Below are 17,263 nucleotides of genomic sequence, written 5' to 3'. Positions count from 1 at the left end.
CAAGCGGAACAGCACCGCAGACAAGCAAAGCTACTCTGCTCGTCTGTTCCGTTTTATGGCGCTGTATGGATGGGGGTATAAATGCGCATAATACTGACCGGTATGGCCATATTTGCATTATGGGCAACCAATGCCGTAGCCCAGACCTCAGCAAATTCATGCAGTGTGATTGAAGACCCTGCACAGCGGCTGGCCTGCTTTGACAAGCTTTTCCCAAAAACAAATCAGCCCTCACTATCTCAGAGCTGGCACATCTCTGAAGACAGATCCCCTGTTGATGACAGTGCGCAAATATCCGCTTTTCTGCTGCCCAGAGGCAGTGAAAATAAAATAGTCATGCTCGACTCGGTTGCTCTCGGGCTTCGCTGCCACAATTCCACAATTTCAGCAATTCTTACGACCGGCACTTCAAGCGCGGCAGAAACCACCAAAGTCACTCACAGAACAGGCGATGAAGCCCCGCAAACCATGCTTTGGAAGCGCTCTGCGAACTTCATGTCCGTCGGCCTGTGGTCTGATGAAGAATCTGTACCATTCATAAAACAGCTGAAAAATAACAGCATGCTATCAGTGCGCATCGACACTCCGCCTGTCGAGGTTATGTTTGATCTGACTGATGTTGAAGATATTACTGCGAAAATTGCGAAAGCCTGCGAGCGGGATATTTATCAATAGAGTACCGTGTGTCAGACTTGGCATGCAAAACTCGCTCTAACCATTTAAATTAGTCTCTGGTCCGGTTTCTGCTATTTTATAACACAAGCATCGCAGACAAATTCCAAGGCAAGGTTTCTGACAGAATGACAACTGCACTCCTGATTATCGACGTTCAGAAGGCAATCATTACCGGTAAAGCGTCAGCGCAACGAATGCCTGAACTTGAAGCCGTGCTGGATGAAACCGTATTCAGGCTTCAGGCGCTGAAGCAAAAGGCACATGATGCCAATATCCCTGTTTTTCTGATCCAGCATGACGGCGCCAAAGGCCACAGACTTGAAAAGGATACTGCAGGCTGGGAATTGCGTCCGGAAATCGCTGCCACGGGCAATGATATCCTTGTTCACAAGAAATATTCGGATTCGTTTCTCGAAACAGAGCTGGTAGACCGGTTGAAAGACCATGATGTCACGCATCTCATTACCGGCGGCTGCATGACACAGTTCTGCGTTGATACGACAGTGAGACGTGCCATCTCACTGGGCTATGACGTGACCCTGCTTGCAGATGGTCATATGACGGGTGACTCTGACACTCTGCTTTATACGGATATTATGAAGCACCATAATGAAACACTGAATGGCTTTGGCACCGATGCTGCATCCGTAGCAGTTAAGCCCTCTGCTGAAATCAGCTTCTAAACAAAAACAAGCTGCCTGCCCGATCAAACAGGCAAGCGGCTAACTCAGCAAACTCAGAAAACCAGTGAGACACCGGCAACAGGCCCGTGTTCGGTAACATTCCACTTGAATCTATGACCGAGCACATCGCCGCCATCATAATCCTGATACAGCGCCCTGTAACCGAAGCGCAGTAGTGCCGGTTGATTAAAGATATGTGTGCGATAGCCGAGATAGGCCTGCCCCTGCGCACTCAAATCTGCACCGGCACCGAAACCGCCGACATCCGCCTCAGCAAATAAATGCCAGCGATCCGTCAGATCCGCCTGAATACGCGCTCCGATGAACGGATCCGTCCATTCCAGTTTACGACGCTCAGACCAGCGATCCAGCATGAAATCGACTTTAAGCTGCGTCCAGCGCAGACCGGCAGTCGGCTCAATCGCAAACACCCGCTGCGTACCGAAAACAGTTTCGCCTTCCAGCGGCACTTCAACCGCGCGGAAAAACGCACCGGCGGAGAGCGTTGTCATCGTAACATCCGCTCCCAAAGTCTGGTCATGGAATGATTCATCCTGACTGGTTTTGGTATATTGTCCGTCAAAATACACCCCATAGAGGCCGTTTGTGACTTCCACATTGCCCATGGCGCTGAAATCAAGATTCTCGAAAATATCCGAGAAAGGCACATCAATATTGGTACGGCGACCCATAATATTGGCATGACCATCCAGAGAAGCCGCCCAGATGTAAGGACTGACAATCACTTTCCAGCGTCGCTCATCAAATTTGGCAACAGGCTGCGGTGTCAGAATATCGGCACCCAGAGCCTGCCCGCTGGCGATGCTTGCAGCACTTATACATGCGGCAAAGATAATATGTGCAGTACTGATTCCTGATAAACACTTCATATTTTTATCGCCCCTCAATAAGCAATGCCTGCAAAACGATATAACTGCACTGTCTATATTTACACTTTGAGAAATCACCAGAATAAGATCAAGATTAAACCAATTTTTCAATAGATTTCTTCATATCTGATTCACACAAAGCGTGATAAAAGTTTTTGTCCATTTCTCTGGAAGGAGCATCCTTTTGAAACCGAGTTTCCCGTACTTCCTTAAGAACAAATTTGTCAAATCCGCCACCGCCCTGACTGTTATTGCCGCTGTTTCAGCGCCCTATGCGGCAGCTGCCTGCACCAGCTTTCTGTTGCCGACAACCGACGGCAGCGGCATTTATGCCCGCACTATGGAATTCGGAATTGAGCTGCAGTCCAATGCTCTGGTTATTCCGCGCGCCTATACGCTGCACACAACCGGTGCCGACGGCAAAGCCGGCATGAGCTGGAAGGGTAAATATGCTGCCATCGGCATGAATGCCCTTGGCGAGACCACACTTGTTGACGGTATGAATGAAAAAGGTCTTGCCGGTGGCGTTCTGTATTTCCCTGAATTTGCAGGCTATGCCGACGGCTCCAAGACCGACAAAGAAAAATCTCTGGCACCATGGGATGTTCTGAGCTGGGTTCTGACCAATTTCGCAACCGTTGAAGAAGTCAAAGCCGCCATTCAGGATATGAGCGTCATTAATGTCGTTCAGCCACAAATGGGGTTTGCGCCACCACTGCATTATACAATTCATGATGCCAGCGGCGCTTCGATTGTGATTGAACCGGTTGATGGCAAGCTCAAGATTTACGACAATCCTGTCGGTGTTATGACCAATTCGCCGTCTTTTGACTGGCATATGACCAATCTCAGAAACTTCCTGAAAATGTCGCCGCTCAATGCACCGGATCTCAAAATCGCCGGCACGACATTCTCACCGCTGGGTCAGGGATCAGGCTTGCTTGGCATTCCGGGTGACTCGACCCCGCCATCGCGTTTTGTGCGCGCCGCGGCCTATGTGCAAACAGTTGAAAAACAGCCGAGCGGGGATGATGCTGTGCGTCTGACCGAGCACATTCTCAACAATTTCGATATTCCGAAAGGCTGGATTCAGACCGCAAAAGAGCTGAAAATTCCGCTGGAATACACCCAGTGGTCAACGATTGCCGATCTGAAAAATCAAAAATACTATGTAAAAATGTATGATGATCAGGTTCTGCGCGGCATCGATATCAAAAGCTTTGATCTGGATGCAAAAGAGCTGAAAAAAGCACCTCTCAGCCCGAAGATCACACCACCTTCTGTTGAATTCGCCAAGTAAAAACAAAAAACCGGAGCTGAAAAGCTCCGGTTTTTTTATCGGGTTCACTATGCATCAATCTCAATCGAGGACATAGCAGCTTTTCGCCACGCCGCGATCCGGATCACCGAATGTGCGGTTGTCACAATTTACGCCGCCACGGAATACACGCTCAACGAAGCGATCCTGTGTGCCGTAACGTACGCGCTTGCGGCCGGAGAAATCACAATACTGACCTTCGCGTGCACAACGCTGCCATTCACGGTCATTATCACGATCCCGTCCATAGCCGCCACGACCGTCACGATCACGGCCATATCCGTCACGATCGCGTCCATAACCGCCGCGGTCACGTCCGTCATAACGAACAACATAAGAGCAGGTTTTGGCTCTGCCACGTGCAGGGTCGCCGAAAACAGAGTTCGAGCAACGCACCTGCGGCTGATTAATAAAGCGCGATGTTGCCCGTCTTCCGCTGCCGTAGATTACTTCTGTCGGATAAGGAATGCGGCACACGCCCCCTTCAGAGGCACATTGCCGTACTTCCTGAGCTGATGCTGTTCCGGTATCAACTGTGTAAGCACTGGCAACGACTGCCAGAAACAACACGGCGCGGGACAGATTTGTCGCAATCGACATTGTGCTCATTTGAATTTCCTTCCTGTATGAGCTGATGCTCATGGTGAAGCCTTTAATAAAACAGAGCAGATACAGTTTCCGGCCACCGAAGCAGTCTCACCAATATACGCTCGCAGTGCAGGTTCTAGAACACAGAAATTGAACAGGAAATGAACAATCTCATCACTCTCTGTTCCGTTTTGAAATGATTGTGCGATTTCTTAAACCGGTAAGATTATTATGCTTTATGAGATTACATGCAGATATCAGGAGTACCGCCAGCTATGAACCCCGTCTCACAGATTCTTATTTATGCTTTGGCTGCGGTTGCTGAAATTGCAGGTTGCTTTGCGTTCTGGGCATGGCTGAGACTGGATAAACCCGTATGGCTTTTGCTGCCGGGCATTGCATCCCTGATCCTGTTTGCTGTGCTGCTCACATTTATTGATGCTGAGGCTGCAGGCCGTGCCTATGCGGCCTATGGCGGCATTTATATTATCGCCTCATTATTATGGCTGCGGCTGGCAGAGGATTTCTCGCCGGACAGATGGGACATTACCGGCGGTATGCTGGCACTCGCCGGTGCAGGCATCATCCTGTTTGGGCCACGCGGTTAAATCGTCTACATTCGGGCAAGGAATAAATACGGACATAAAATAATCCGCTTTCTGAAGAACAGATATGTGATCGTCATAACAGACGATCCTCTCTGCGATAATGACTCTGTTTCCATGATAGTAAATCCACAGACACAGGTCCTGCCCAATGCAATCCATGAAAGAAATGAGCCGCTATCAGGCACGCCGACGCCTTGCCGTAGCGGTTATTATAGTTCTCCTGTTCCTTGCTTTGCTTTTCGTACGCTCTGCATGGCCGCGCGGTACTCATGAATATATTGAAGCCTTCGGCCTCGGTTTTATCATGGTGGCCATTCTCGGCCGCATGTGGTGCACATTATATATCGGCGGCCACAAAGGCGCGCAGATCATTCGCACCGGCCCCTATTCCCTGAGCCGCAATCCGCTTTATGTTTTCAGCACAATCGGTGCATTCGGTATCGGCTGCCTCACCGGCAGTCTCGGTGTCGCGCTCCTGCTGGCAATCGCCTGCTACATCACATTCCTGTTCGTTATTCTTGCCGAGGAAGGCTATCTCGAAAACACTTTCGGCCAGCCTTATCGCGATTATAAGCTTGAAGTGCCGCGCTTTTTCCCGCGTTTCTCCGGTTACAGAGATGTGGAAACCCTGACCATCCGTCCGAAAACGCTCTATAATACCTTCTTTGACGGGCTGGTGTTCTTTGTTGCATTTCCGTTTTTTGAAACGGTCGAGCATTTGCAGACCGCAGGATTTATTCCGATCCTTTTCTACACTTATTAAACATTGCAAAAACAAAACCCGCCATTCAGGAAATGGCGGGTTTAATTATCGGAGAACCGGAGCAGCTTCACATAGCGGCTTTACCGTCTTTCTCTTCCTCGAAGGTAATCGCAACATCAGCATTGGCTGAAAGGCGAACCTTGTTGCCTTCAATATCAGCAACCAGCCCCAGTGAAATATAATGATGGTGCTTATGATGTGCGCCGGCATCGTTTTTCGTGAGCTTGATACGGCCACCTTCCACATGATCGACGATGCCAACGTGAACACCGTCTGCACCGATCACTTCAAAATGCTCTTTGATTTTTGCAGTATCTACCATTGATTGTATCTCCTGTTTCAAAGCGGTTCAGAGAAAATACTCCGGTCTGACAATAACGCAGCAGCAGCATATTCGATGCAAATGATTGCAAATATTTTAGAGAGCCAGCTTCATTCCGGCGTGACTGGCTTTAAAACCAAGCTGCTCATAAAAACGGATCGCATCTTTGCGCGAGACATCCGTGTGCAATTGCACCAGACCACAGCCTTTTTCCCTGCATTGACCGATTGCCCATTCCAGCATCTGCCTGCCCAAGCCCTGCCCGCGATAATCACGGGCAATCCGCACGCTTTCAATCTGCCCGCGCCACATCCCAAGCCTTGAAAGACCCGGAATAAAACTGAGCTGAAGACAACCGGCAACCTGTCCGTCAGCTTCGACAGTCAGCAAGAACTGGTTCTCGTCCCGCCCGATTGCGGCAAAGGCATCCAGATAGGCTTTGTTCAGCAGTACGGACTGATCCTCACGCGCTGCCCCCAAAACATCATCGGCAAGCATGGCCACAATTTCAATGAGATCCCGCTCTTCAGCCCGCCGAAAAATATGTGCCATATCACTCCCTCAAGATAGTTTTCCATTCCTGTTACGCGGGGAAGATAGAGCATAATTCCTTAAACTTGGATCAGTTTAAGGTGAAATTATGCGCTAATTTTAAAGTGTTAGAGCGTCCTTTGTGTGCCAAGTCTGGCACACGGCGCTCTAGCACACAGAAAGTCCTGCCCATCAAATATTTCAATCCGATGAGCAAGACCTATATCAGAGCGGAAACACAAATTTTATTTGATAACGTGCCAGTTGCCACCGACACCATCGCCTTCCATATCACCGGCTTTCTTGTCTTTAATATAGGTATAAACCGGCTTGCCGTTATAAGCCCACATGTCCTTACCGTCTGAAGCCTTCACCTTGGACCATGGCGCAACCGCTTTGGTTTTGGCGGAGGCATGATAGGCCGGCCAGATTTTCAGACATGAGGCATCGCAATTGGACATGCCGCCGCTATCCTTATCGAACGTATACAGCGTGTGCCCTTCTGCAGTGGTCAGAATTTTTCCGCCTGCCGCATCCATCATCATGCCCGGCCCGCCGGCAGCCTTATCCGTGCCATGCTGCATTTTTGTCATGTCAGTTTTCGAGGCAGCGGCTGCGGTCTGTCCCGCAAAGACCGGCGCTGCTGACAATCCCAGAACGGTGCCGAGAACACTCAATGTCAAAACAAGCTTTTTCATTTTGTTTCATACGCTCCATATTTTCCTCTGCACACAGGCCGTGTGTAATGGTCAGCTGCAGATGGCTGGTTAATCCGGCGCGGTCAGAAGCGGCCGCGCAAAAATGCTGCGCCTGCTTCGGGACTGTTTCTGGCCGATATTGTGCCGAAAATAAGTTATTTTACGCCGGACACAGAGAACAAAAGGTGAGCATAGTAACCAAATACGAAGATTCGCGCGGTAGCTTAATACAGGCAGATTCGAAATACTCAGCTTGGTTCAGTGCATCTGAATGCTGACCGATATAAAGGCGCAGACATATGGCTCCGAGAAAAACCACCTCCCGCAAAAAGCGCCCGACGCGCGGCAAAAGCTCGGGTCAGTCCACGACGGCTGTTCTGACCGTTGGTGCAATTGTGGTGATTGGTGCTGCAGCACTCTGGGCGACATCGCAAAGCCGCAGCCCGTCTGCCAGTGTATCAGGACTGTTCCGCACAGCGACCAATAGTTCCGCATCCCGTTCCGGTTCGACTGCTACAGCCAGTTCAGAACGCAGAACGGTGCAGTCTCAGAGCAGGAATGCGGAGACCGCCAGAAATACTGAACCGGCTGTGACACCGCCATCTCCGATACGCAGGCCGCCGTTGAATATCGGCCAGAGCGTTGCCAGTGAACAGAAGTCACCTCCGAAGCAGGTTGCCGCTCTTGCACCACGTCCGGATAGCAAACCGGCAGCAGTTCAGATCGTACCGCCAAAACCTGCACCGCAGAACACCATGCCCGCTTTGCCTCCGGTCGGAAAATCCGCACCGGATGACAACAGCCGCCATGCCAGCGGTGCATTCAAAGTGCCGAAAGCAATTATTGCCAGACAGGATCTGACCATTCACGAAAAAGCATGGGACAAGGCCAAGACTGTCGGCCGCGTCGAAAAAGGCCGCGAGATGCGCTCCTATGCCAAAGTCGGACGCTGGCACCGTGTTGTCGTACCATCCACCAATATTATTGGCTGGGTGCAGGAAGATCAGCTGATTATCAAAAATCAACAGGCGCAGGCACGCTCATTTCGTGCAGTCTCCGCACCGCAAGCTTCTCAACATTCCGGTATGACCACAGGGTCAATCCGCCCTGCCGCAGCACCAAACAATAGTGGCACCACAGCGAAAACACAGAATAGCAGACTGGTTGCGCCGGTTTATCCGCAACAGCCGGTCGGCAAATAAAAAAAATCAGTTTTGAGATGAAGTGTCAGGCAATGCATCCGCCATTGCCTGCAAAGCTTGTATTGCCAGCGCTTTGGTAATCCGGCTTTTTTGCTGCAGAGCCATATGATCGAGCAGATCAACCAGCACAATCACACTGTCGAGCGAGCGTTCAACACGGCTGACAATATAGCTGATAACCGCCGGATCAACACTGACCTGACGATCGGCGAACAGCTTGTAAATCACTGTGCTCAGCAGATAATCATCCGGCTCGGAAATATCGACAATTGTCACCGCTTTAAGACGGGAGACCAGATCAGGCAGCGACACATTCCATTGCGACGGCTGTAATTGCGACGTCATCAGCAATGATGCCTGCGACTGACCGTTTTCGCAGCTGCCTGCAGTCTGCCGAATGGTGTTAATCAGATGGAACAGACCGGTTTCATCGAAAGCTTCTGCGCCGATATCATCAATCAGCACCGGACGCTGTGCAGCGATTTCCAGTGACTGTGCATCAATATCATGCGGATCGAGGATTGCCGCATCATTCTGGCTGCGCCAGATGGCCGCCAGATGCGTCTTACCGGCTCCGGCTGGTCCGACAAGCAGCGCGACAGGCGACGGCCAGTCCGGCCAGCGATCAATCAGATCGACAGCCGCACGGTTCGATCCGGTGACAACCAGATCATCGCGCGTAAAGCCTGGCTCATGCTGAAGAATGAGCGGCATTTGTCGGTGCTCAGCAGACATAATTACCCAAAATTATTAGCCCGAATTCCGGCCTGCTTACAAATCATACAAATTCATCACATGATTTCGGGGCGGGGTTCAAGCTGTTCCATCACAGAACCTGTCAAATCTTCAAAATACAGGTCAGAATGATGCAGTAACTGCTTTCCCCCCTTTAGAAAAGCACAACCGGCACGAATGCGCCGGTTGTCTGAGCTTATCCCCGTGACCCACAAGCCTGTGGACAAAGCTGTTGAAAACTTCCGGCTCAGTTTTCTCCGTTACTGCTTTTATACATCGGCGATTCCAGATACCGCCCGATTGCAAAGCGTACCAGCACCCCGACTGCCGCCGCAGCAGGCACAGCAATCAGCATCCCCGTGAAGCCAAGGAACGAACCAAAGGCAAAAAGTGCAAACATCAGCCATACCGGATGCAGGCCAACAGATTTGCCCACCAATTTCGGTTGCAGAATATTACCTTCAATAAACTGGCCTGCAAAGAACACACAGGCGACGATAACAACCATCACCCAATCCGGCCAGAACTGCACCAGCGCTACACCGATAGCCAGCACCAGACCAACAATCGAGCCAATATAGGGAATGAAGCTGATAAGACCGGCGAACAGGCCGATCAGCAAGCCGAAATTCAAACCGGTAAGCGTCAGGCCGACAGCGTAAAATGTTCCGAGAATGAGACACAGCGTACCCTGACCGCGGATAAAACCGGCAATCGCATCATTCATCTCACGGGCGATCTGGCGCACAGTTTTCACATGATCGCGCGGCACCCATGAATCAATCGTATTGACCATGCGGTCCCAGTCGAGAAGCATGTAGAACGCAACCACCGGTGTCACCACAAACAGACCGGCAATATCGATCAACGACTTGCCGGAATTCCACAGCGATTGCAGCAAAGTGGTCAGAAAACCGGCTCCCTGCTTGAGAAATCCGCTCAGATTATCTTTGATGACCGTGCTGTTAATGCCGAGATATTTCTGCAGCCATTCAGAATCCTGATGGGCGATCAGCGACTGGAGCTGCGTAAAGTAACCCGGGAATTTCGAAATGAACTCGGCCAGCTGTGTAACCAGCACCGGCACGATGATGATAAGCCCCAGCACCAGCACAAAGACGAAGGTAATCAGGATAACCACGGTTGCTACCAGACGCGACATCCCGAAACGCTCAAGCCGGTCGGCCACAGGGTCAAGAAAGTAAGCCAGAGCAAGTCCGGCTACAAAGGGCAGCAAAATGGAACTGAACACGGTCAGGAAAAGAACAAAAACAACCGTTGCAAACAGCCAGAAAAAAGCCTGTTTACGCACGGTTGCACCGAGTGCACTGACCTGCACATCCAGACGCACTTCATTCTCAGTCGCGGGAATGATAACCTGTTGCGGCGTGGTTTTGACCAGCGCTTCCGACTTTGCCCGCGATGCACGAGGGGATGGCGATTTAGGTGGTGTGGTATCCGATTTGCTCATATAAAACCGCCATTGCTTAAAAAGTCTGAATATGTCGCATTTCAGCCTCCGGTCAAGATAGAGCATTTCACAGTCATGTTGGATCAACTTGACTTCTTGATTATGTCAAGCTGGATCAACTTGACGGCTGTGATAATGCGACCAAATAAAGAATCCAGAGCGAGCGCTATGATCCAATACGGACGTAAACCGCTCTAGGACCTATCACACCTGCTTTCATTGCAGCGACAGAGTAAATTGACTGCGACATATGCTCTGCTCATCTCATAACATGGTGTTTATCAGTTAAAAATGACGAAAGATGCTTGCGGATAAAGCAATCTCGTGTCATTGCGCCTGCTTGAAGCATTAACCGCAGCCTGCCCTGCCGTTCTTCCATCGGCCTTACGGCTGCGCTGTGTATCGGGAGCTACCAATGCCACAGTCGAAAACCCCATCCCCTGCAGCCGCTGACGCGAAAAATGGCCTGACCTATGCCGATGCCGGTGTGGATATTGATGCGGGCAACAGCATGGTCGACAAGATCAAGCCTTTGGTGCGCTCCACGCGCCGTCCGGGTGCTGACGGGGAAATCGGCGGCTTCGGCGGATTGTTTGATCTGAAAGCCGCAGGCTTTAAAGATCCGGTTCTGGTAGCGGCCAATGACGGTGTCGGTACCAAGCTGAAAATTGCTATTGATGCAGATCGTCACGACACAGTTGGTATTGATCTGGTTGCCATGTGCGTCAACGACCTCGTGGTACAGGGCGCAGAGCCGCTGTTCTTCCTCGATTATTTTGCCACCGGCAAACTCAATCCTGAACAGGGTGCAGCGATTGTTAAAGGCATTGCCGAAGGCTGTCTGCAATCCGGTTGTGCGCTGATCGGCGGTGAAACCGCTGAAATGCCGGGCATGTACCGCGACGGTGATTATGATCTCGCCGGTTTCGCGGTTGGCGCCGCAGAGCGCGGTCAGCTGCTGCCTGCCGGTGATCTGGAAGCCGGTGATGTTATTCTCGGTCTTGGTTCTTCCGGTGTTCATTCCAACGGTTTCTCGCTGGTACGCCGCATTGTTGAACTGTCCGGCCTTGGCTGGCAGGATGCAGCGCCTTTTGCTGCCGATAAGACATTGGGTGAAGCCCTGCTCACCCCGACCCGCATTTATGTGAAATCCCTGCTGTCGGCTATCCGCTCGACCGGCGCGATTAAAGCACTCGCGCATATTACCGGCGGCGGCTTCCCTGACAATATTCCGCGTGTTCTGCCGGAAGCACTGGCGGCTGAAATTGATCTGTCTGCGATTCCGGTTCCGGCTGTTTTCTCATGGCTGGCCAAAACCGGCGGTGTTGAAGCGCATGAAATGCTGCGCACCTTCAACTGTGGCGTTGGCATGATTGTTGTTGTCTCTGCTGACAAAGCGGAAACTGTTGCTCAGGCACTGAAAGCCGAAGGCGAAACTGTTGTCACATTCGGCCGCATGATTGCGCGTGAGGCAAAAGATCAGGGCGTCGTTTATCAGGGCACACTTTCCCTATGAGCCACGTGCCTTCAGCACCGCGCAAACGCGTGGTCATTTTCATCTCCGGCGGCGGCTCCAATATGGAGACGCTGATCCGCGCGGCACAGGCACCGGATTATCCGGCAAAAGTTGTTGCCGTCATCTCCGACAAGGCAGAAGCAGGCGGTCTGGCGAAAGCTCAGGCCGCAGGCATCAAGACCCATGTTTTTGTCCGCAAAGACTATGCTTCCAAAGAAGCGCATGAAGATGCCATTCTTGCGCAACTGGCTGCAATCGCTCCGGATATAGTTTGCCTTGCAGGCTATATGCGCCTGCTATCCGGCCGGTTCATTGCGCCTTATGAAGGACGTATCCTCAATATTCACCCTTCCCTTCTGCCGCTGTTTCCGGGTCTGCACACACATCAGCGTGCGCTGGATGCCGGTATGAAACTGGCCGGTTGCACCGTACATCTGGTGACTGAAGGTATGGATGAAGGCCCGATTGTTGCGCAGGCAGCGGTGGCCATTACTGAGGGCGATACAGCTAAAACGCTGGCAGCACGCGTATTGACCGCAGAGCATCAGCTCTATCCGCAGGCTCTGCGTAATTTCGCTATGGCTTCCGGTTCTGAAAAGCATGGCAAATCAGCAACACAGATACTCATTAGCGCGTGATGAAATAACAAATTGTTAATTTCCTCTTAACGTGCCACGATATTACCCTAAATAGCCACATATCACATTTGTGCTGCATGTTCAGCAATCAGATGATTCCCGTCATTATGGTTCGCTTTTCAGGCAGAGATTTTGAGCGGTCAAACGCTTTACCTAGAGCGGCTTACGTCCAGGTTGGATCACGGCGCTCGCTCTGGATTCTTTAGTTTATCGCATTATCACGGCCGTCAAATTGACTGTGAAATGCTCTGGTTGTATCAACACGCATCTTAACCGGAAGCTATTTTACACTTTCGGGGATGCGTCTAAAAATAAGAAGAGGAAGATATCATGTCTCTCCGTAACTCTGTTGCACTTATGGCCTTTTTTGCCGCCGGTACTTTTGCTGTTTCAGCATCTGCTGCCGACATGGCTTCCTCCCGCAATGCCGTTGTTCAGCCACGTTCGGAAGTCGGCGTTCTGACCTGCGATTTCCAGCCGTCAATCGGCGTTATCATTGGCAGCCGTCAGGATCTGGATTGCGTATTCCAGCCTGCACAGCGCGGCGCACCTGCCGAACGCTATAGCGGCCAGATCACCAAAATCGGTGTGGATATCGGCTTCTACAATGCCGGCCAGCTGGCATGGGCTGTCTGGGCACCAACCGTTCGCCCTGAAGGCGCACTACGCGGCAGCTATGTCGGCGCATCGGCCAATGCAACGATCGGTATCGGAGCAGGCACCAATGTCCTGACCGGTGGCACATGGAAGAACATTTCCCTGCAGCCGATCTCCATTCAGGGTCAGAAGGGTCTGAATGCTGCTGTTGCACTTTCCAACTTCCGCCTGAAATATGAAGGCTAATTTTTAGCTATGCTTTGAACAAAGCCCGCGCTGTCACCGGCGCGGGCTTTTTTGTTTCGGGAAATCTCAGGCTGTTTTAGGTCTTCTGATCTGAAAGCCTGTTTTACTCTGCTCAAAGCCTGCATCCTGATAGAACTTCAGTGTTGACGATTGTTTCGAACCTGTCATCAGCATGACTTTATAGCAGCCGGCCTGCCATGCGGCTTCAATTGCTCTGTGCAGAACTGCCCTGCCATATCCCTGCTTGCGATGATCCTCATGCGTTACAACATTCTCGATCAGCGCATAGGGCATACCGTTACGCGTCAGATTTGGAATAACAACCAAAGTACATGATGCAACGGGAATGTTCTCCAGACAAACGACGAAAATATTGCTGTTGGGATAGGACTTCAACAACTCCCAGCGCGCAATAGCCTCCCGGAGAGGTATCTCTGCATTATCTGTTGCCAGATAGCGGTAAAGCTTCTGCAAACAGGGTATATCGCTTTCAATAAGCGTTCTGATAAGCACAAATTTTCTCCGGTAGTCAGGCAGCCTTCACCGATTGCTCCATAAGAGGACGTATCCAGACTTTAATATCGTGGAACGCCGTCCCGCCATGCGGCGCGGCCGCATCAGCACCGGTCAGAATATTAATCCCCTCACCGCCTTCGAAAGATGCATTCGGGAACAGGCCTTCCGAAACTACAACGCCACGGCGCAGTTTTTTACTGCCGCTCAATTTATCAGTGGCCTGCTGGATTTTGACATGCAGTATCAGCTCACCGCGCTGATTGCCGATCTTTACCCGCGCACCGTCTTCCAGCCCCAGTTCTGCCGCATCATCGTCGCGGATCAGCAGTTGCGGCCGAATTTCCTTTGCCAGAGAGGTTGGTGTCTCCGCAAAAGTCGAGTTGAGGAAATTATGTGCCGGTGATGTGGTCAGTTTAAACGGATGCTGCGGATCGGCCAGTTCGTTACTTGCCCAATAATCCGGAAACTCCGGCATGTCCGCAAAAGGGCCCTGAAGCCCCATAGCTTGCGGCGGGCGATCCGGTGACGTTTGTTTCTGCCAGTCCACACGAAAGCGGAATTTACCGTCCGGCCATGCGAAACCATCGAGATAATGGGACTTTTCAAAATCCGGCTGCTTATCAAGCCAGCGTTGCTCACGCATGGTTTCAAAATCCGGCATATTGCTTTTAGCCAGCAGATTATCGACCAGCTGACGCGCAGGCAGATTGAAACCATCCAGATGACCAACACCTAAGCGATTAGCCAGTTCATTGATAACATAGATATTTTCCCGAGCCTCACCCGCCGCTTCAATCAGCTTCGCGCCCAGCAAAACATGCTGCTGACCGCCGCCGCGATAAATATCATCATGCTCCAGAAACATCGTGGCAGGCAGCACGAGATCAGCCATTTTCGCCGTATCGGTCATGAAGTGCTCATGCACCACGGTAAACAGGTCTTCCCGCATAAAGCCCTGCCGTACCAGACGCTGTTCCGGCGCAACATTGGCCGGATTGGTGTTCTGGATCAGCATTGCCATCACCGGAGGCCCGCCATAGAGCGCTTCTGCGTCACCGGTCAGCACACGGCCGATTTTCGACTGATCCAGCGATCTGACCGACGGATCGGCAAATGCGGAGCCTTCAATCTCCGATTTATCCATACCAAAAATGCCGGAATTGGAATGGAAAGCGCCACCGCCCTCCAGTGTCCATGCGCCGGTTACAGCGGCGATACAGGAAGCGGCATGCATATTCACCGCGCCATTGCGCTGGCGGGAAAAACCATAACCCAGACGGAAATAAGTACGTTTTGTCGTTCCCACCAACTGAGCAAAAGCTTCAATATCCTCAACAGATACACCGGTGATCGCTTCCGCCCATTGCGGTGTGCGGCTTTGCAGATGCTGCTCCAGTGCTTGAGGCGCATCCGTATAGCGGTTGAGATAATCCCAATCTGCCAGACCATCGCGAAACAACACATGCATCACCGCACAGGCAAAGGCCCCGTCAGTACCGGGTTTCAGCACAATGCCGATATCCGCCTGCCGGATGGTCGCGGTTTCATAAACATCAATCGCCACGATTTTCGCACCGCGCTCTTTACGGGCGCGTGCCGCATGAGTCATGACATTGACCTGCGTGGCAGCGGCATTGGTTCCCCAGATCACCACACAATCGGACTTGGCAATCTCACGCGGATCAGGTCCGCGCAGAGCGCCGGTGCCGGCCATATAGCCTGTCCATGCCAGATTGGTGCAGAAGCTGGAAAACATATTGGAATATTTTTTGGCATAGCGCAGACGATTGATAGAATCGCGCTGCACCAGCCCCATGGTTCCGGCGTAATAATTCGGCCAGATACTCTCGGAACCATATTGTTCTTCGACTTTCAGAAATTTCTCTGCGGTCAGATCCAGTGCGTCAGCCCATGAGATTTCCTGCCACTGCCCGCTTCCCTTGGCACCCTTGCGGATCAGCGGTTTCAGCAGGCGTTCAGGGTGATGAACGCGCTCGGCATAACGCGCGACCTTGGCGCAGATAACACCTGCCGTATAGCTGTTATCCTTGGCACCGCGAATACGCCCGATTGTATGGCTGTCCAGAATTTCAACATCGAGCGCGCAGGTGGAAGGGCAATCATGCGGACAGGCCGAATGGCCGATTTGGGGTGCAACGCGCAATGTCATGTAAGAATTCCTGAAGGAGTTATTTTAGCACCATACAAAAATATAACCGTTCCGACAGACGATAAATCAGCACAGCTTTATTTTTATCGGATATCAGTCCTGTCAGACCAGCCGCATCAGCACTGTGCCGCAGACAATCAGCAAAGCTCCGGCAAGACGTTTCAGGCTGATATGCTCCCGTAACAAAAAGAGAGAAAGGATCATGCCGAACAGGATTGAGGTCTCACGTAAGGCTGCAACCATCGCAACCGGTGCCATGGTCATTGCCCAGAGTGCCAGACCATAAGAGCCGAGCGTGCCTGCACCGCCGATCATCGCCAGATGGCCGCGCTGCCTGATATGCCCGACAAGCTGTCCGCGATATTTCCATATCCCCCAGCTCACCACAGGGATTGCGTTAAACAGGAATGCCCAGAGCGTATAGGATATCGCATTACCGGATACACGCACACCGATACCATCCACCAGCGTATATCCTGCAATGAATAAGGCATTGACCAGCGCGATTATCACGGTGCGGGACGTGTTTTGCCCTGCCGCCGTTTTCCGGCGGCTGCCAAAAGCCATAGTTAAGACACCACAGGAAATAAACCCGATTGCCAGCCATTGTCCGGCACCGAGCACTTCACCGATCAGCGGACCCGCAGCCATAGCAACCAGCAAAGGCGGCGTTCCGCGCATCAGCGGATAGGCCAGACTCATATCCCCGTTGCTGTAAGCGGCAGCAACCATGAACAGGTAACAGACCTGAAAAATGGTTGATATAATCATATAAGGCCAGCTTGGAGCTAACGGCAGCGGTAAAAACGGGATCAGCACCAGCGCCACCAGACCGGCAGCACCGCAGACCAGAACGGCATTGAGATATTTATCTGTGCCGGATTTGACGATGACATTCCAGCTCGCATGCAGCAATGCGCCGAAAAGAACGATCAGAACGACAAAACCAGACATAGCGCCGTTTTCTTTTCCCCGCGAAGGCGGTTACCACTTTTCCTGAAACTGCTGAGCGTCACCGGACTGTTACATAACCGGTCTAAAAGGCAGAATCAGATTGACTGCACATCCGGTATGCTGGTTATGGCATAATCCCGTC

At 51.6% G+C, this 17,263-nt stretch carries 19 protein-coding genes; 9 read left to right on the top strand and 10 right to left on the bottom strand.

The features are described from left to right. Positions 1 to 102 precede the first annotated feature (102 nt). Together JNC80_RS11090 and JNC80_RS11085 are read left to right on the top strand one after the other, a co-directional pair. Positions 103 to 675, top strand: coding sequence for a type VI secretion system-associated protein TagO (locus tag JNC80_RS11090; RefSeq protein WP_376710340.1), 573 nt, complete (start codon positions 103 to 105; stop codon positions 673 to 675). Between the two features lie 125 nt (positions 676 to 800). Then, on the top strand, positions 801 to 1,358 hold the full coding sequence (locus tag JNC80_RS11085; RefSeq protein WP_376710339.1) for a cysteine hydrolase family protein: 558 nt from the start codon (positions 801 to 803) through the stop codon (positions 1,356 to 1,358). Positions 1,359 to 1,411: 53 nt separating this feature from the next. Here JNC80_RS11085 and JNC80_RS11080 read toward each other — a convergent pair whose 3' ends face one another. Then, positions 1,412 to 2,248: a hypothetical protein gene (locus tag JNC80_RS11080; RefSeq protein WP_376710338.1), complete on the bottom strand. Its 837-nt coding sequence runs from the start codon at positions 2,246 to 2,248 to the stop codon at positions 1,412 to 1,414. Positions 2,249 to 2,432: 184 nt separating this feature from the next. On the opposite strand from JNC80_RS11080, the gene JNC80_RS11075 reads away from it, so the two are divergent. Further along, on the top strand, positions 2,433 to 3,548 hold the full coding sequence (locus JNC80_RS11075; protein WP_376710337.1) for a linear amide C-N hydrolase: 1,116 nt from the start codon (positions 2,433 to 2,435) through the stop codon (positions 3,546 to 3,548). A 60-nt stretch (positions 3,549 to 3,608) separates the two neighbouring features. Here the strand turns inward: JNC80_RS11075 and JNC80_RS11070 are convergent, their stop codons facing one another. After that, positions 3,609 to 4,175: a hypothetical protein gene (locus tag JNC80_RS11070; RefSeq protein ID WP_376710336.1), complete on the bottom strand. Its 567-nt coding sequence runs from the start codon at positions 4,173 to 4,175 to the stop codon at positions 3,609 to 3,611. Between the two features lie 254 nt (positions 4,176 to 4,429). Here JNC80_RS11070 and JNC80_RS11065 point away from each other — a divergent pair, with 254 nt between their 5' ends. Further along, positions 4,430 to 4,762, top strand: coding sequence for a YnfA family protein (locus JNC80_RS11065; RefSeq protein WP_022712137.1), 333 nt, complete (start codon positions 4,430 to 4,432; stop codon positions 4,760 to 4,762). A gap of 148 nt (positions 4,763 to 4,910) precedes the next feature. Continuing rightward, complete coding sequence (locus JNC80_RS11060) at positions 4,911 to 5,525, top strand: methyltransferase family protein (RefSeq protein ID WP_075654656.1); 615 nt, start codon at positions 4,911 to 4,913, stop codon at positions 5,523 to 5,525. Positions 5,526 to 5,592: 67 nt separating this feature from the next. On the opposite strand, the gene JNC80_RS11055 is transcribed toward JNC80_RS11060, so the two are convergent. The 3 genes from JNC80_RS11055 to JNC80_RS11045 all read right to left on the bottom strand — a co-directional run bounded on the left by JNC80_RS11055 (position 5,593) and on the right by JNC80_RS11045 (position 7,076). Next, the gene (locus JNC80_RS11055) at positions 5,593 to 5,847 is read right to left on the bottom strand and encodes a DUF2171 domain-containing protein (protein WP_376710335.1); all 255 of its coding nucleotides are present in this window, start codon (positions 5,845 to 5,847) and stop codon (positions 5,593 to 5,595) included. A gap of 96 nt (positions 5,848 to 5,943) precedes the next feature. Beyond that, the gene (locus tag JNC80_RS11050; RefSeq protein WP_376710334.1) at positions 5,944 to 6,399 is read right to left on the bottom strand and encodes a GNAT family N-acetyltransferase; all 456 of its coding nucleotides are present in this window, start codon (positions 6,397 to 6,399) and stop codon (positions 5,944 to 5,946) included. Between the two features lie 224 nt (positions 6,400 to 6,623). After that, on the bottom strand, positions 6,624 to 7,076 hold the full coding sequence (locus tag JNC80_RS11045) for a COG4315 family predicted lipoprotein (protein WP_225687525.1): 453 nt from the start codon (positions 7,074 to 7,076) through the stop codon (positions 6,624 to 6,626). 299 nt (positions 7,077 to 7,375) lie between these two features. Here JNC80_RS11045 and JNC80_RS11040 point away from each other — a divergent pair, with 299 nt between their 5' ends. Beyond that, positions 7,376 to 8,278: a hypothetical protein gene (locus JNC80_RS11040; RefSeq protein ID WP_376710333.1), complete on the top strand. Its 903-nt coding sequence runs from the start codon at positions 7,376 to 7,378 to the stop codon at positions 8,276 to 8,278. Between the two features lie 6 nt (positions 8,279 to 8,284). On the opposite strand, the gene hdaA is transcribed toward JNC80_RS11040, so the two are convergent. Beyond that, positions 8,285 to 9,013 carry a DnaA regulatory inactivator HdaA gene (hdaA, locus tag JNC80_RS11035; RefSeq protein ID WP_116089182.1) on the bottom strand — a complete coding sequence of 243 codons (729 nt, stop codon included), beginning with the start codon at positions 9,011 to 9,013 and terminating at the stop codon, positions 8,285 to 8,287. Between the two features lie 247 nt (positions 9,014 to 9,260). Beyond that, positions 9,261 to 10,352 (bottom strand): AI-2E family transporter, encoded by a 1,092-nt coding sequence (locus tag JNC80_RS11030; RefSeq protein ID WP_051139079.1) that lies wholly within the window; start codon positions 10,350 to 10,352, stop codon positions 9,261 to 9,263. 547 nt (positions 10,353 to 10,899) lie between these two features. Between JNC80_RS11030 and purM the strand changes: the two genes are divergently transcribed. The 3 genes from purM (at position 10,900) to JNC80_RS11015 (ending at position 13,481) form a co-directional block, all read left to right on the top strand. Beyond that, positions 10,900 to 12,000 carry a phosphoribosylformylglycinamidine cyclo-ligase gene (gene purM / locus JNC80_RS11025; RefSeq protein WP_376710332.1) on the top strand — a complete coding sequence of 367 codons (1,101 nt, stop codon included), beginning with the start codon at positions 10,900 to 10,902 and terminating at the stop codon, positions 11,998 to 12,000. Beyond that, entirely contained in the window at positions 11,997 to 12,638 is a 642-nt protein-coding gene (gene purN, locus JNC80_RS11020; protein ID WP_376710331.1) for a phosphoribosylglycinamide formyltransferase, read from the top strand. The genes purM and purN overlap by 4 nt, the downstream gene beginning before the upstream one ends. A gap of 330 nt (positions 12,639 to 12,968) precedes the next feature. Beyond that, positions 12,969 to 13,481: a DUF992 domain-containing protein gene (locus JNC80_RS11015; protein ID WP_121992813.1), complete on the top strand. Its 513-nt coding sequence runs from the start codon at positions 12,969 to 12,971 to the stop codon at positions 13,479 to 13,481. Positions 13,482 to 13,547: 66 nt separating this feature from the next. On the opposite strand, the gene JNC80_RS11010 is transcribed toward JNC80_RS11015, so the two are convergent. From JNC80_RS11010 to JNC80_RS11000, 3 genes are all read right to left on the bottom strand, one after another. Then, complete coding sequence (locus JNC80_RS11010) at positions 13,548 to 13,994, bottom strand: GNAT family N-acetyltransferase (protein ID WP_376710330.1); 447 nt, start codon at positions 13,992 to 13,994, stop codon at positions 13,548 to 13,550. 16 nt (positions 13,995 to 14,010) lie between these two features. Continuing rightward, on the bottom strand, positions 14,011 to 16,167 hold the full coding sequence (locus tag JNC80_RS11005; protein WP_376710329.1) for a molybdopterin oxidoreductase family protein: 2,157 nt from the start codon (positions 16,165 to 16,167) through the stop codon (positions 14,011 to 14,013). 102 nt (positions 16,168 to 16,269) lie between these two features. Further along, positions 16,270 to 17,121 carry a DMT family transporter gene (locus JNC80_RS11000; protein WP_376710328.1) on the bottom strand — a complete coding sequence of 284 codons (852 nt, stop codon included), beginning with the start codon at positions 17,119 to 17,121 and terminating at the stop codon, positions 16,270 to 16,272. Between the last annotated feature and the right edge of the window lie 142 nt (positions 17,122 to 17,263).

It is taken from the genome of Pseudochrobactrum lubricantis, from assembly GCF_041929865.1.
GTDB lineage: Bacteria > Pseudomonadota > Alphaproteobacteria > Rhizobiales > Rhizobiaceae > Pseudochrobactrum > Pseudochrobactrum saccharolyticum.
This window is presented reverse-complemented; position numbering and strand designations above follow the sequence as displayed.

What these genes read in the sequence shown, in the direction of transcription:
- hdaA (WP_116089182.1), bottom strand. Translation starts at nt 9,013, where the DNA reads ATGTCTGCTGAGCACCGACAAATGCCGCTCATTCTTCAGCATGAGCCA.
- JNC80_RS11070 (WP_376710336.1), bottom strand. Translation starts at nt 4,175, where the DNA reads ATGAGCACAATGTCGATTGCGACAAATCTGTCCCGCGCCGTGTTGTTT.
- JNC80_RS11055 (WP_376710335.1), bottom strand. Translation starts at nt 5,847, where the DNA reads ATGGTAGATACTGCAAAAATCAAAGAGCATTTTGAAGTGATCGGTGCA.
- JNC80_RS11015 (WP_121992813.1), top strand. Translation starts at nt 12,969, where the DNA reads ATGTCTCTCCGTAACTCTGTTGCACTTATGGCCTTTTTTGCCGCCGGT.
- JNC80_RS11085 (WP_376710339.1), top strand. Translation starts at nt 801, where the DNA reads ATGACAACTGCACTCCTGATTATCGACGTTCAGAAGGCAATCATTACC.
- purN (WP_376710331.1), top strand. Translation starts at nt 11,997, where the DNA reads ATGAGCCACGTGCCTTCAGCACCGCGCAAACGCGTGGTCATTTTCATC.
- JNC80_RS11000 (WP_376710328.1), bottom strand. Translation starts at nt 17,121, where the DNA reads ATGTCTGGTTTTGTCGTTCTGATCGTTCTTTTCGGCGCATTGCTGCAT.
- JNC80_RS11040 (WP_376710333.1), top strand. Translation starts at nt 7,376, where the DNA reads ATGGCTCCGAGAAAAACCACCTCCCGCAAAAAGCGCCCGACGCGCGGC.
- JNC80_RS11005 (WP_376710329.1), bottom strand. Translation starts at nt 16,167, where the DNA reads ATGACATTGCGCGTTGCACCCCAAATCGGCCATTCGGCCTGTCCGCAT.
- JNC80_RS11050 (WP_376710334.1), bottom strand. Translation starts at nt 6,399, where the DNA reads ATGGCACATATTTTTCGGCGGGCTGAAGAGCGGGATCTCATTGAAATT.
- JNC80_RS11080 (WP_376710338.1), bottom strand. Translation starts at nt 2,248, where the DNA reads ATGAAGTGTTTATCAGGAATCAGTACTGCACATATTATCTTTGCCGCA.
- JNC80_RS11045 (WP_225687525.1), bottom strand. Translation starts at nt 7,076, where the DNA reads ATGAAAAAGCTTGTTTTGACATTGAGTGTTCTCGGCACCGTTCTGGGA.
- JNC80_RS11065 (WP_022712137.1), top strand. Translation starts at nt 4,430, where the DNA reads ATGAACCCCGTCTCACAGATTCTTATTTATGCTTTGGCTGCGGTTGCT.
- purM (WP_376710332.1), top strand. Translation starts at nt 10,900, where the DNA reads ATGCCACAGTCGAAAACCCCATCCCCTGCAGCCGCTGACGCGAAAAAT.
- JNC80_RS11060 (WP_075654656.1), top strand. Translation starts at nt 4,911, where the DNA reads ATGCAATCCATGAAAGAAATGAGCCGCTATCAGGCACGCCGACGCCTT.
- JNC80_RS11090 (WP_376710340.1), top strand. Translation starts at nt 103, where the DNA reads ATGGCCATATTTGCATTATGGGCAACCAATGCCGTAGCCCAGACCTCA.